At 64.0% G+C, this 12,405-nt stretch carries 14 protein-coding genes and 1 pseudogene; 4 read left to right on the forward strand and 11 right to left on the reverse strand.

Annotated elements, in window-relative coordinates; genetic code table 11:
• Positions 1 to 287: 287 nt before the first annotated feature.
• Complete coding sequence (locus VZ95_RS10595; RefSeq protein ID WP_198148221.1) at positions 288 to 947, forward strand: HAD family hydrolase; 660 nt, start codon at positions 288 to 290, stop codon at positions 945 to 947.
• A gap of 6 nt (positions 948 to 953) precedes the next feature.
• Here the strand turns inward: VZ95_RS10595 and VZ95_RS21880 are convergent, their stop codons facing one another.
• Positions 954 to 1,628 (reverse strand): winged helix-turn-helix domain-containing protein, encoded by a 675-nt coding sequence (locus VZ95_RS21880; protein WP_052711670.1) that lies wholly within the window; start codon positions 1,626 to 1,628, stop codon positions 954 to 956.
• Positions 1,629 to 1,863: 235 nt separating this feature from the next.
• Between VZ95_RS21880 and VZ95_RS27035 the strand changes: the two are divergent.
• Both VZ95_RS27035 and VZ95_RS27040 read left to right on the forward strand, forming a co-directional pair.
• Positions 1,864 to 2,187 (forward strand): annotated as a pseudogene (locus tag VZ95_RS27035) (deoxyribodipyrimidine photo-lyase); the annotation flags it as partial.
• A gap of 593 nt (positions 2,188 to 2,780) precedes the next feature.
• The gene (locus tag VZ95_RS27040) at positions 2,781 to 3,389 is read left to right on the forward strand and encodes an FAD-binding domain-containing protein (protein ID WP_052711671.1); all 609 of its coding nucleotides are present in this window, start codon (positions 2,781 to 2,783) and stop codon (positions 3,387 to 3,389) included.
• Here the strand turns inward: VZ95_RS27040 and VZ95_RS10610 are convergent.
• The 9 genes from VZ95_RS10610 to VZ95_RS21890 all read right to left on the reverse strand — a co-directional run bounded on the left by VZ95_RS10610 (position 3,386) and on the right by VZ95_RS21890 (position 10,189).
• Entirely contained in the window at positions 3,386 to 3,727 is a 342-nt protein-coding gene (locus VZ95_RS10610) for a GNAT family N-acetyltransferase (protein WP_052711672.1), read from the reverse strand. The two genes, VZ95_RS27040 and VZ95_RS10610, sit on opposite strands and share 4 nt — an antisense overlap.
• 141 nt (positions 3,728 to 3,868) lie before the next feature.
• Complete coding sequence (locus tag VZ95_RS10615; RefSeq protein ID WP_045775811.1) at positions 3,869 to 4,060, reverse strand: hypothetical protein; 192 nt, start codon at positions 4,058 to 4,060, stop codon at positions 3,869 to 3,871.
• Between the two features lie 83 nt (positions 4,061 to 4,143).
• Positions 4,144 to 4,941 (reverse strand): ABC transporter ATP-binding protein, encoded by a 798-nt coding sequence (locus VZ95_RS10620; protein WP_045775812.1) that lies wholly within the window; start codon positions 4,939 to 4,941, stop codon positions 4,144 to 4,146.
• Positions 4,938 to 5,888 (reverse strand): ABC transporter ATP-binding protein, encoded by a 951-nt coding sequence (locus VZ95_RS10625; protein WP_045775813.1) that lies wholly within the window; start codon positions 5,886 to 5,888, stop codon positions 4,938 to 4,940. Before VZ95_RS10625 ends, VZ95_RS10620 begins: the two co-directional genes overlap by 4 nt.
• Positions 5,888 to 6,700 (reverse strand): ABC transporter permease, encoded by an 813-nt coding sequence (locus tag VZ95_RS10630; RefSeq protein ID WP_045775814.1) that lies wholly within the window; start codon positions 6,698 to 6,700, stop codon positions 5,888 to 5,890. Before VZ95_RS10630 ends, VZ95_RS10625 begins: the two co-directional genes overlap by 1 nt.
• Before the next feature lie 3 nt (positions 6,701 to 6,703).
• Positions 6,704 to 7,651 carry an ABC transporter permease gene (locus VZ95_RS10635; protein ID WP_045775815.1) on the reverse strand — a complete coding sequence of 316 codons (948 nt, stop codon included), beginning with the start codon at positions 7,649 to 7,651 and terminating at the stop codon, positions 6,704 to 6,706.
• Between the two features lie 15 nt (positions 7,652 to 7,666).
• Positions 7,667 to 9,163, reverse strand: a complete 1,497-nt coding sequence (locus tag VZ95_RS10640; protein ID WP_045775816.1) for an ABC transporter substrate-binding protein — start codon at positions 9,161 to 9,163, stop codon at positions 7,667 to 7,669.
• A gap of 13 nt (positions 9,164 to 9,176) precedes the next feature.
• Positions 9,177 to 9,548, reverse strand: coding sequence for a P1 family peptidase (locus VZ95_RS28205; protein ID WP_045775817.1), 372 nt, complete (start codon positions 9,546 to 9,548; stop codon positions 9,177 to 9,179).
• On the reverse strand, positions 9,518 to 10,189 hold the full coding sequence (locus VZ95_RS21890) for a P1 family peptidase (protein ID WP_269747102.1): 672 nt from the start codon (positions 10,187 to 10,189) through the stop codon (positions 9,518 to 9,520). The genes VZ95_RS28205 and VZ95_RS21890 overlap by 31 nt, the downstream gene beginning before the upstream one ends.
• Positions 10,190 to 10,408: 219 nt before the next feature.
• Here VZ95_RS21890 and VZ95_RS10655 point away from each other — a divergent pair, with 219 nt between their 5' ends.
• Positions 10,409 to 11,698, forward strand: coding sequence for a DUF3422 family protein (locus tag VZ95_RS10655; RefSeq protein ID WP_198148224.1), 1,290 nt, complete (start codon positions 10,409 to 10,411; stop codon positions 11,696 to 11,698).
• Between the two features lie 178 nt (positions 11,699 to 11,876).
• Here VZ95_RS10655 and VZ95_RS25490 read toward each other — a convergent pair.
• On the reverse strand, positions 11,877 to 12,405 hold a 529-nt coding region (locus tag VZ95_RS25490; protein ID WP_045775819.1), incomplete at its 5' end, for a patatin-like phospholipase family protein.

Raw genomic sequence — 12,405 nt, forward strand, 5'->3', positions numbered from 1 at the left:
GGTAAAATCCTGCGCCAGCGCCGTTGCGCTCATCAGGCTGGCCACCATCCCGGCTGCATAAGCCGCAATCTTCATACGGGTCACGATCAAATCCCTCTCTCTCGAAGCCCTAACCAAAGCCTGTCGTTCATTTCTATTTTTTTGGCACCAGCGAAGTGGGCCAATCGGTCAACTATGGCAAGACCGGGACAGGGTTGCACGCGGATTCTTTGCGGATTTTACAGCATTCGTATACAGACGGAAATCGTCTGCCGTGTCGGCTGAAACTGCAAGAAAGGGGCCGATCCGTGTCGTCAATCCGGGCACTTTTGTTCGATATGGATGGAACTTTGGCGGCGACCGATCCGCTGCACGCCGAAGTTTTTGCCGATGTGCTGGCCCCGCACGGGTTTACCGTCGACCATGACTTTTATCAGCGCCAGATTGCCGGGCGCACCAATCGGTTGATTTTCCAGGAACTCTTCCCGGGCCTCAGCGCGGCTGAGGCGGATGCGATGAGCGATGCGAAGGAGGCGGCGTTTCGCGCGGCCTATCCGGCGCTCGACCCCTTGCCGGGGCTGCATGATTTCATCGACGCGGCTTCGGCACAGGGGCTTCGCCTCGCGCTTGTGACCAACGCCCCGCGCGCTAATGCCGATCATGTTCTGTCGGCTTTGGGGCTTGCGGCGCGGTTTGCCGAAATTGTAACGGTGGATGTCGTGCCGCGCGGCAAGCCGCACCCCGATCCGTATCAGGAGGCGCTGCGCCGCTTCGGCCTCGCCCCCCATCAAGCGATTGCGTTCGAGGATAGCCCCACGGGACTGCGCGCCGCCTTGGCTGCGGGCGTGCCGACGGTCGGGCTGGCAACCACGCTGACCGCCGAGGCGCTGCAAGCCTTGGGCGCGCGCTGGGCTGCGCCCGATTACCTCGGCTTGTCGCTTCCAGCCCTTCTGGCCGAAGCGGGGTAGCGGGGTTTACTCTTCGGCGATCCAGCGGTAGCCGAAGCCGGGGTAATTGTGAATGGCGGTGAACTGCTTATCGGCTTCTTTGAACTTCTGGCGAATGCGCTTCACCATTGCGCGTACATTGGCGCGATAGCCATCGGTGCCGGTCCCGGCGATAAAGCCGATGCCCTTCACCGTGTCGTAAATATCGCGATAGCTGGCGTCCTGCCCGGCCTTGTCGACCAGCAGTTGCACGACCCGGAATTCCGACAGCGTCAGATCGACGCGATGGCCGCGCCATTCAATGCGGGCGGCGGCGCCATCGAGCCGCAACTGGCCGATTTGGCGCATGTTCGCCGCCTCCTGCGGACGGCCCGACATGGCCCCCATTGCGCGCAGCGAGTTCGAGAGGGCCTCGCCATCGGTGCGGGTGCCGGGCACCAGCAGCATCGGTGTTTCCGGGCTGGCGGCTTGCAGATCGGCCAGATCCATCGATGAGACCGAGGCGCTATCGATCACCATCAAGGCAAATTCGGAGGCCTGCGGGTCGGACTCATCCATCGCGACCAGCGGCGAAACCGCATACCCGGCGTCGGTGAGGGCCGAGGCCCAGGCCAGACCCTGATCGGGCTGATCGCAGAGCATGGCAACGCGCGGCGATGCCGGAGCATCGGTGGCAAGGGCGGAGGGGTGGGCCTGGGTCATAGGTTTTTTCTCCTGCATTCCGACTCTCGGGCAAGAAAATATCGAGTCGATTTAATATAATCATAGTCAGGGGGGAGGGGCAAGGCTTTCTGAAACCATCTCGTCACACCGGCGCTCTTTTCTTGATAAGGGCTCGATTATAGGCGTATTTTAGAGAAATATGTCCAAAAGCCCGACTTGTCCTACTCGCCCATCGCCTTAGATTTAGGGGCCTGTTAGCAGGGAAGCGGGCGAAATGCTTCAGATTGTCTGGTTTAAGCGCGACTTGCGGTTGCAAAATCATGCGCCCCTCTGCGATGCGGTGGCGGCAGGGCCAGTCTTACCGCTTTATATTCTTGAGCCTGAATTGTGGCAGCAACCGGACGTATCGGCGCGGCATTGGCGCGTACTGCGGCCCTGTCTTGAAACCCTCGCCGCCGAGCTTGCCGCCCTGGGGCAGGGTCTGATTGTCCGCACCGGCGCGGCGGTGGCGGTGCTGGCGGCCTTGAGGCGACAGATCGGGCCGTTCAATTTGTGGAGCCACGAGGAAACCGGATCGCTCTGGACCTATCGGCGCGATCAGGCGGTCGCCGCTTGGTGCCGGGCGGAGGGGATCGTTTGGCGCGAGCAGCCGCAAACCGGCGTCGTGCGTCGGCTGCGGTCGCGCGCGGGTTGGGCGGAGCAGTGGCAGCGGCGCATGGATCAGCCGCTTCTTCCAGCGCCGCAGGGGGTGCCGTCATTGGCGGCGCAGGGATTGATCCTGGCGTCCGACCCGCTACCCGCGCGTCTGGGCACGCCGATGGGTCCTGCCGACGGCAGCGGCGAGCAACCGGGCGACCGCGCGATGGGGCTTCGGCTGCTGGATAGTTTCGTTCACCGCCGCGCCGCGCACTATTCGAAAGGGCTGTCGAGCCCGCTCAGCGCGCCGCACGCCTGTTCCCGGCTCAGCCCGGCTTTGGCGCTGGGCACGCTGTCGATGGCGGAAGTGGTGCAGCGGCTGCGGTACGCCTCCGACCTTCAGCCCGATGCACCGCGCGCGCTGCGGGGCGGAGTGAAAGCCTGCCTCAGCCGCCTCGCCTGGCACTGCCATTTCATGCAAAAGCTCGAAGATCAGCCAGCCTCGAAACCACCTGCCTGCACCCGGCGGTCGCGGGGCTGCGCGGCACCGATCCCGTGCTGCTGGCGGCCTGGACGCGGGGGGAAACCGGCATTCCCTTTATCGATGCCTGTATGCGGGCGCTGGTGGCGACCGGGTGGATCAATTTTCGCATGCGGGCGATGCTCTGTTCCTTTGCCGCCTACCAGCTTTGGCAGGATTGGCGGCTACCGGCGCAGCATCTGGCCCGCTGCTTCATCGATTACGAGCCGGGCATTCATTACCCCCAGGTGCAGATGCAGTCGGGCACCACCGGCATCAATACGCTGCGGATTTATAATCCAGTGAAACAGGGGTTGGATCACGATCCCGAGGGTGTGTTTCTGCGCAAATGGCTGCCGGAACTGGCCGATTTGCCGACCCCTCTGTTGCATGAACCGTGGAAAGCCGAAACGCCCCTATTGCGCGCGGCGGGGGTGCGGCTCGATAGCACCTATCCGCGCCCGATTGTGGAGAGTGAGGCGGCCGCGCGCTTTGCCCGGCAAACCCTCTGGGCGCTGCGCCGGGGGCCGGAGTTTCGCTCGGTGGCGGCAAACCTCGTCGAAAAACACGGTAGCCGCAAAAGGCCGCCCTCAGCGGGCCAGACGGTACACGATTCGCGTCAGGGAAGCTTGTTCGACGCTTAAGCGGCAGGCGCTTCGAAGGTCAGATAGGGGCCGTGGGCGCTCTCGCCGCTATCGATAATTGTCCAGCCGTGGGCCAGATAGAAGGCCTGCGCCAGCCGATTGAAGGTCAGGCACTTCAGCGTCATCCGCCCGCGCGTGGTTCGAATAACATGCGCGAGCAGCGCGCTGCCGATCCCGCGCCCTTGCGCCTTGCGGTCGATATAGAGCGAATGCAAAAACGCACTCTGAAGATAGACCGAGGCAAAGCCGACCGGCTGCGCGCCACTTTCGGCGAGCCAGACGAGTTCGCCTTGCGTATCGCGATGAAAATCTTCGAACTTGAAGCTTTCAGCGGGCACCCAGCTAAAAAGTTTCGCGCCGAACCTCTAAATAGAGATCGGCAAGCACTGGGTAATCGCGTAGTTCCGCCCTGCGAATTTTGATTTCCGAGGGCGGAGGCCTTGTCCTGGAAGAGGGGGAGCTTCCGGTTTGGGACAAAATTAGCCTACGAAATTGCGCGCAAATTCATCAGCAATTTGCTTCGAGGCAAAGCTGAATTCATACGTCACCGATGCGGGGGACACGTCGACGCGGCTCATGTACTGCGCATCGCGGATTTCGAGCCATTCGCCCAGGGTCGTTTCGTCTGCGGTCGCTTCAGGAATACGCACCAAAAAAGGAAAGTCCGTCATGCCAGCCTCCAAGTCTATCGGCCCTCGGGTCGGTTTTGACTACCGCCTCTCACTCATCTAACGGGGATGGTCCCACAGATCGATTACCGAACGGTAAAGACATTTGAAGAGAATTGAGTGAAATTAGGTAGTATTAATTCGGCGTCCAGCAAGTTTTGCGTGACCGGATGCGTGGGGCGCGCAAAAATCTCGGCGGTTGGGCCAAGCTCTACACGCCGCCCTTCGGCCATCACCAACACCCGATCCGCCACCGCCCGCACCGCCAGCAGGTTATGGGAAATGAACAGAATCGCCAGCCGATGCCGAGTGCGAAGCTCTCCTAAAAGTGCCAGAATCTGCGCCTGAACCGAAAGGTCGAGCGCCGAGGTTGGTTCGTCGGCGATCAGCAGGCGCGGGTTCGGCATCAGGGCACGGGCGAGGGCGATGCGCTGCCGCTGCCCGCCGGAGAATTCATGGGGATAGCGTGTGGCAACCTCCGGCGACAGCCCGACCTCTTCGAGCATATCGCGCATGCGAGATATGCGCTGGCTGCGGGGGAGTGCGCTGCGATAGAGCGGCTCTTGCAGGCTCCAACCGATCGTGCGGCGCGGGTTCAGCGAACGATGAGGGTCTTGAAACACCATCTGCACCGGAACACAGCCCTCCGGCAGCGCGGCCCAGCGGATGGCCCCGGCGCTGGGGCGGTCCAATCCGGCGATAACGCGCGCGAGGGTGGATTTGCCGCAGCCGCTCTCCCCGACAATCGCCAAACATTCGCCTTCGGCCACCGCAAAGGACATATTGGCGACGGCGGTGAACTGCGGCGCGGGGGCGAATAGGCGCGGGCGCGGCAGGGGATAGCTTCGGCTCAGCGCGTCGATTTCCAGCAGCGGCCCTCTCATCGCAGCGCCTCCGCCTGCCAGCAGGCGACATGGCGGGAGCCGAGGGCGCGCAGGGTTTGCGGGGCCGCGCAGGGGGGCTGCCGGAAGGCGCAGCGCGGGGCGAAGCGGCAGCCGGTCCCGCGTTCTTGCGGTGTTGGAAGCGTGCCGGGGATGGGGGTTAGCGCCTCCCCAAGGCTCGGAACGGCAGCACGAAGCCCCCTCAAATAAGGGTGATGCGGCTGGGTCAGTAGGTCCAGCGTCGGCCCGGTTTCCACCGCTTGCCCGGCATAGAGCACGAGCAGGCGCTGCGTGAGCCGGGCGACGACGCCGAGATCGTGGCTGACCAGCAGCAACCCGAGCCCGCGCGCCTCGGTCAGATCGTGCAGCAGGGCGAGAATCTGGCGCTGAACGGTCACGTCCAGCGCCGTGGTCGGTTCGTCGGCGATGAGCAGATCGGGATTGCCCGATAACGCCACGGCCAGCCCCACCCGCTGCCGCTGGCCGCCGGACAGCGCGTGCGGGTAAGCATCAATCCGCCGGGCGGGATCGGGCAAATGCACCTGCGCTAAGAGATCCAATACCGCTTGCCGCAGCGCCGATCCGCGCAAGCCTTGGTGGAGGGCAATCCCCTCGCCGATTTGGTCGCCGATGGTCAGCATCGGGTGCAGCGCCGTCATCGGCTCCTGAAACACCATGCCGATGCGCCGCCCGCGATAGGCGCGGCGAGCCTCGGCGGGGAGGGTCAGAAGATCAATCCCGTCGAAGCGAATGGCACCGCTAGCAACGGCTCCCTCCGGCAACAGCCCGAGAATGGCGAGCGCCAGCAGCGTTTTGCCCGACCCGCTTTCGCCGACCACGCCTAAGCGCTCGCCGCGCCCGAGGCTGAGGCTGACCTCTTCCAGAACCGGCAACGGCGTGCCGTTGAGGCCGAGGGGCAGCGTTACGGTGAGCCGGTCGATCTCCAGCATCAGCGCGCGCCTTTCGGGTCGAGCCAGTCGCGCAACCCATCGCCGAGCAGATTGAAGCCGAGCACCGCGAGCGCAATCGCCGTGCCCGGCAGCAGGGCCAGATAGGGCGCACGGGTCAGATAGGTTTGCGCATCGGCCAGCATCCGCCCCCAACTGGGATGGGGCGGGGCAATGCCAACGCCGAGGAACGACAGGCCCGCTTCGGTGAGAATGGCGAGCGCCAGTTGGATCGTCGCCTGCACGATCAGCCCGCCCGCGATCATCGGCAGCACATGGTCCCAGGCGATGCGGGCGCTGCCTTTGCCGGACAGAAGCGCCGCGCGGATGTAATCTTGGGTGAGCACCGAGAGCGCGGCGGCGCGGGTGACGCGGGCGAAAACGGGGATATTGAACAGGCCAATCGCCAGCACCGCCGTTCCCGCCCCGCCGCCGATCAGGGCCGCGAGCACAATCGCCGACAGAATAGCTGGGAAGGCGAACAGCAGATCGGTGAGGCGCAGCACCAGCGCTTCGATCCAACCGCGTTTCAACGCCGCCAGCAGGCCGAGGGCCACGCCCGCCATCAGCCCAACCGCGACGGCGGCCAGCGCTACGGTGAGCGAATTCCACGCGCCGACCATCAATTGCGCGGCAAGGTCGCGCCCCATCGCGTCGGTGCCAAGCCCGCCCGCGCCGCCGAACGGTGCCTGCAATCGCTGCGGAATGCGCATGCGCAAAGGGTCGGCGGGCAGCCAGACGCGCGAGAGCAGCGCGAGCAGCGCGGTCGAGCCCGAGAGGGCAAGGCCGATCCACAGCGAGAGCGTTCCGCGCATCGCTCAGCCCCCCCGCCGCAGGCGCGGATCGAGCCACAGGTAGGCAAGGTCGACGAGCAGGTTCACGAGAATGACGAAAGCCGCCAGCAGCATCGCCACGTCTTTCACCACGATCACGTCGCGCTGGTTCATCGCCTGATAGAGCAACCGCCCGAGGCCGGGCAGGGCGAAGATATTCTCCACCAGAATGGCACCCGCGACGAGAAAGGAGAATTGCAGCCCGAGGATCGTCACGACAGGCACCAGGGCGGCGCGCAGGGCGTGGCGAATGAGAACACGGCTATTCGACAGCCCTTTGGCGCGGGCGGTGCGGATATAGTCTTCGCCTAAGACCTCCAGCACGGCGGCCCGCGTCACCCGCGCCAGAATCGCGGCTTGCGGCAGGGCGAGGGCGAGGGCGGGGAGAAACAGCGCGCGCAGGCCGGGCAGCAGGCCGTCGCCCCAACCGGGAAAACTCCCCACCGGAAACAGCGGCCAGGTGAGCGAGAAGAGCAGGATCAGCAACAGCCCAATCCAGAAATTCGGCACTGCCACGCCCAGTTGCGCGAACAGCATCACGCCCGCGTCAGCAGCTTTGCCGTGCTGGGCGGCGGCCAGCGTGCCGAGCGGCAGGGCAAGGGCGGTCGAGATCATAATCGCCAGAAACGCCAGCGGCAGGGTGAGGCTGAGGCGTTCGGCAATCAAATCGGCCACCGGCACGCGGTACGTATAGCTCAGGCCGAAATCGCCCTGGAGCATCCCGCCGACCCAGGCGAGGTAGCGCGGCAGGGCCGGTTGATCGAGCCTCAATTCGGCCCGAACGGCAGCGAGCGTATCCGGGCGCGCTTCCAGCCCCAACATGACGGCGGCAGGATCGCCCGGCAGAACCTCCAGCACCACGAACAGCAGCACCGACCCGAGAAACAGGGTAAAGGCGGCGCTGCCGAGGCGCTGGAGGATCGGACGAAGCATGCCAAGAGGAAGGCGTTATTGCCAGGCAACGTCAACCACATCATTCGCCGGGATCGGCTGATTCTCCCATAGGCCGGTCAGCTTGGCGTTCCACACGCCGAGTTTCGGCAGCAGGAAGAGGAACAGCGCGGGCGCATCCTCGGTTAGCCGCCGCTGCGCTTGGCCCAAGAGGGCGAGGCGTTGCGGCGTGTCGGTGGTGGTGGCCACATCGGCCATCAGCTTTTTCAACTCGGCGGATTGATAGTTGAAGTAGTAACTGTCGCGCGCATAAATCCCCAAATCGAGCGGTTCGGTATGGGCGACGATGGTCATATCGTAATCGGTGCGCTTGAAGACTTGATCGAGCCACTGGCCGGGGAACTCAATCGGCTCCAGCTTCAAGGTCACGCCAACGTCCTGGAACATCGCCGCCAGCACTTCCGCCGAGCGGCGGGCGTAGGTCATCTGCGGCATCCGCAGCGTGGCGGTGAAACCGTTCGGATAGCCTGCCGCCGCAAGCCCGGCTTTCGCCGCTTTTGGATCGTAGGGCAGCAGGCCGGTGAGATCGACATAGCCCGGCTGGCTCGGCGAAAAATGGCTGCCGATGGGCTGGCCGATGCCGTTATAGGCGGCGTCGATCAGGGCCTTGCGGTCCACGGCTTGCGTCAGTGCCCGGCGTACGCGCACATCGTCGAAAGGTTTGCGGGCATTGTTGAAACCTGCCACCACTTCGCCTTCGGTATTGCCCGCAACGGCCTTGAAGCGCCCGTCTTTCTTGAACTCTTCGAAGAGTTCCGGCGCGCCGAGGTTCGGCATCGCGTCCACCTCGCCCGCTTTCAGCGCCGAGACTTGCGCCTGCGCGTCCGAAATAAAGCGGAAGGTGATTTTCGTCAGTTTCACATTGGCGGCATCGCGGAAGGCGGGGTTCTTTTCCAGCACAATCCGGTAGCCGCGCGTCCAGGAGGCGAATTTGAACGCCCCGGTGCCGATGGGGTTGGTCTTATTATTGGCGATGCTGCGTTCGCTCATAATCACCGCATCGCCCCAGCCGAGGTTCCACAGGAACAGGCCGGTCGGGCGCTTGAGGGTGATGACAGCGGTCAGCGGATCGGGGGTTGTAACCTCGGTAATCGGCTCGAACAATGGCTTCTGCGCATTGGTCGAATCGGGTGCGCGGGCGCGGTCGAGGCTGAATTTCACGTCGGCGCTGGTCAGCGCACTGCCGTCGTGAAACAGCACATTGCCGCGCAGTTTGAAACTATAGGTCTGCCCGTCCGGTGAGATCGTCCAGCTTTCGGCGAGCGCGGGCAGTACCGCGCCGCTGCGGTCGATGCGCGTCAGCCCCTCGTAAATGTTCCGGTAGGTGACTTCGCGTATGGCGGCGGCGGCGGCGCTAGTCGGGTCGAGGTTCGGCGGCTCGATCGGCATGGCGAGCGTCAGCGTACCGGGGCCGCCCGCTTGTCCGAGAACGGCGGGGCTAACCAGAAGTGCCGCCAGAACCGAGGCGGCGCGCAGAAGATGCGTGCGGGGCATGGATTCCCTCCCTTTATACGTCTTTTTGTTGGAGACTTTTATAACCGGGAAACGCGCCGAGCGTCTCCGCTTCATACACGCCGCGGGCGACGGCGCGGGCAACGCAGTCGGCGGCGGCTTGGCCCAGGCGGGCCAATCGGTAGGGATCGACGCCCGAACCGTCCCCTGTGGAGAGGGCAAAGACGCTATCGCCATCAAACGGGGTATGGACGGGGCGAATGGCGCGGGCCAGCCCGTCTTGCGCCATAATGGCGAGGCGCTGGGCGTCGGCTTTAGTCAAGGGGGCGTCGGTCGCCACAACGGCGAGCGTGGTATTCGCGCCGAGTTGGGGCAGGGCGGTATCGGTCCAGGCGGTCAGGCTGGCAATCGGGATTGAGGGCGGCACCTGCCCCCCAGTTCCGCCAGTTGCTCATAGGGCCAAGCCCAGAAACTCAGCGTGCCGGGATGCAGCACCGAGCCGACCGGATTGGCCGCGACCAGCGCGCCCACCCAATCTTCGCCAACGCGTAAAGAGGCCGTGCCGAGCCCGCCTTTCAGCCGCCCGGCTTTTGCGCCATAGCCCGCGCCCGCATTACCTTGGGCAATATCGAGGCTTGCGTGTTCGCACGCCCGAATCGCCAGGGCGCGATAGGGCGGGGTTGTCCAGGTTTTATCGCCGCCATTAAGCAGATCGAATAGAATCGCCGCCGGAACGATGGGCACGCGGGCGGTGCCCACGGGAAAGCCGATACCGCGCCCGGCCAGATGTTCCATCACGCCGCTGGCCGCGTCCAGCCCGAAGGCTGAACCGCCGGACAGGCAAATCGCATGCACGCGCTCGACCATTGCCGATGGCCCCAGCAAATCGGTTTCGCGCGTACCGGGGCCGCCGCCGCGAATATCGCAGGCGGCAATCGCGGGGCTATCGGGCAGAACCACGGTCACGCCCGTCCAGGCGGTTCTGTCTTCGGCTTGGCCGACGCGCAGGCCCGGAACATCGGTGAGTGCGTTGCGCGGGCCGGGTTGGCCGTCTCGCCAGGGGGTCATAGCTCGCGTTCCCGTCCCGCCCGTGAGGGCGACGGGGCCTTTTGGCACTGCAACACGGGCCGGTCGAGGCGCTTGCTCATGCCCGACCCTAGGCGGTTGCGATGCACAAGGTCAAGCGCCTGTGACATGAGTGGCGCGTCAGAATGTCGCAATTTTCGCATTGACAGAAAGAGGCTTTCAGCGCGGGATGCCGCGACTGATACTGTCGTGGGAATGGGTATGTCGGTTCATTTCTTGCGCGAGGCGGTGCTGGGCGAAGTCCATGCCCGCCCGTTCGTGCCGCTCACGCCGCCGCGCCGCGTGCTGCATTTCGCTTTTCTAACCGACTATGAGGCCGCGGCGGCTGATCGGCAGCGCCTTCTGACCCTGTGTACCTCGGCGGGAGCTTCGGCCCCCCTGCCCGACGCGCGCCACCATCGCCTAACCCTACCGCCCACCCTGGGGCCGGGGGCGTTGCGCTGGGAACAGCATTCGGAATTTACAACCTATACGCTGGATTTTCCTGACGAAAGCGGCGAGCTTTTTCCGCCCTTTCCCACCTGGGCGCGGTTCGAGGCTATTGTACCGCCGCCGGGGCCGCTGCTGGTGGCGGTCGATTTGCAGATTGTCCCCGAGCAACCCTTGCTCGATTTGAACCGCCTATTCGATCCGGCCTCCTTGGCCGTCTCGGTCATGGATCGCGGCGCCGCCTTGGTAGCGACGGATTTTCGCGCCGATGGGCAGTTGCAGGCAGGCGGCGGTGTTGTGCGCATGTTGGTGCAAGATCGCGGGCTTACCCCGCCGCGCGCCGGGGCCTTAGTGCAGCGGCTGCTGGAGGTGGAAACCTATCGCCTCTTCGCCCTGCTTGGTCTGCCCGAATCCCAACGCATTGCCCCGATCGTGCGCCATATCGAGAGCGATTTGACCCGCATCGCCCGCTCGATGACCGAATCACGCGATCTCGTCTCGGATAACGCTCTGCTCGATGAACTGACCCTGCTGGCCGCTGAACTGGAGGCCGAAGCCAATGCCGCCAGCTACCGTTTCAGCGCCAGCCGCGCCTATGACGGCATCATCCAGCAGCGGCTGACTGCTTTAGGCGATTTATCGGCGGGGGAATATCCCACCATCGGCGCGTTCCTCGCCCGGCGGCTTGCGCCCGCGATGCGGACCTGCACGATGCTGGAAGATCGGTTGGAGACGCTGGCGACCAAGCTGTCGCGCTCGGCCCACCTGTTGCGCACCCGCGTCGATGTCGCCATCGAACAGCAGAACCGCAGTCTGCTGGAAGCGATGAACCTGCGTGCGCGCCAGCAGTTCCGCCTGCAACAGACCGTCGAAGGCCTGTCGATTGCCGCCATCGCCTATTACGTCGTCTCGCTCGCCGCCTATCTGTTCAAGGGCTTGAAGGAGGCGGGGGTTCCGCTTGATCCCAGCATCGGCACAGCCCTATCGGTGCCGCCGATCGTGCTGGCGGTGGCGCTGCTGGTGCGCCGCATCCGCCGCCATCACGGGAAGGATGAGCTGTAGTGAGGCTGAAGCGGTTCTTTTGTCAGGGGCTTTGCCCCTAACGACCCCAGCCAAGGAGCTTGCTCCTTGGCAATCCACTTTTACTATTATTGTTAAGTATCAATTAGATATAAAAATAGGAAACGCGGATTCTCAAGGGGCCGAAGCCCCTTGAGTGGGTGCAGGGCAAAGCCCTGCGTTAAGCCGCTTTCGAAACGCTCGCCTCACCCTCGGCAAAACGCTTGCCGGTGGCATAGCCGATCTCGAACAGGCGCGTGAGGTTGGAGCGCGACCAATCGAGCATCGTCGGTTGGGCATCCTCGGGAATGTCGAAATTGACGATTTTCACCTCGATGGGCTTGGCGCTCTGGGCCTGCTGGAGGGCGAACAGCTTCAGGTCCGCGTGGGCGAGGGCGACCAGCGGCGTGATGAGCTGCTGGCCGAAGGAATCCCACAGATTGCGCGGCTTATGCAGCAGGCTATCGTTGGCAATCGCGTTCACCACCACCACCGTATCGACCTCCGGTTCGTGCTGAAGCAGGGCTTCAAAGTTGAACGTGTCGCGCGACGCGCCCTCAATGTAATATTTCCCGTCAATCTCGAAGGGCGAGTAAAAGAACGGGTAGGAGAGCGACGCCTGGAAATGGGCAAGGTCGATCTCGTGCTTCTTGAAGATCGCCATTTTCTTATCGGTCAGGCAGTAGGCGTTCAGGTAGATATCTTCCTTC

Origin of the sequence: Elstera litoralis (assembly GCF_000963705.1) — a bacterium.
GTDB lineage: Bacteria > Pseudomonadota > Alphaproteobacteria > Elsterales > Elsteraceae > Elstera > Elstera litoralis.

What these genes read in the sequence shown, in the direction of transcription:
- VZ95_RS21880 (WP_052711670.1), bottom strand. Translation starts at nt 1,628, where the DNA reads ATGACCCAGGCCCACCCCTCCGCCCTTGCCACCGATGCTCCGGCATCG.
- VZ95_RS10615 (WP_045775811.1), bottom strand. Translation starts at nt 4,060, where the DNA reads ATGACGGACTTTCCTTTTTTGGTGCGTATTCCTGAAGCGACCGCAGAC.
- VZ95_RS10620 (WP_045775812.1), bottom strand. Translation starts at nt 4,941, where the DNA reads ATGAGAGGGCCGCTGCTGGAAATCGACGCGCTGAGCCGAAGCTATCCC.
- VZ95_RS10625 (WP_045775813.1), bottom strand. Translation starts at nt 5,888, where the DNA reads ATGCTGGAGATCGACCGGCTCACCGTAACGCTGCCCCTCGGCCTCAAC.
- VZ95_RS10630 (WP_045775814.1), bottom strand. Translation starts at nt 6,700, where the DNA reads ATGCGCGGAACGCTCTCGCTGTGGATCGGCCTTGCCCTCTCGGGCTCG.
- VZ95_RS10635 (WP_045775815.1), bottom strand. Translation starts at nt 7,651, where the DNA reads ATGCTTCGTCCGATCCTCCAGCGCCTCGGCAGCGCCGCCTTTACCCTG.
- VZ95_RS10640 (WP_045775816.1), bottom strand. Translation starts at nt 9,163, where the DNA reads ATGCCCCGCACGCATCTTCTGCGCGCCGCCTCGGTTCTGGCGGCACTT.
- VZ95_RS21890 (WP_269747102.1), bottom strand. Translation starts at nt 10,189, where the DNA reads ATGACCCCCTGGCGAGACGGCCAACCCGGCCCGCGCAACGCACTCACC.
- VZ95_RS10655 (WP_198148224.1), top strand. Translation starts at nt 10,409, where the DNA reads ATGTCGGTTCATTTCTTGCGCGAGGCGGTGCTGGGCGAAGTCCATGCC.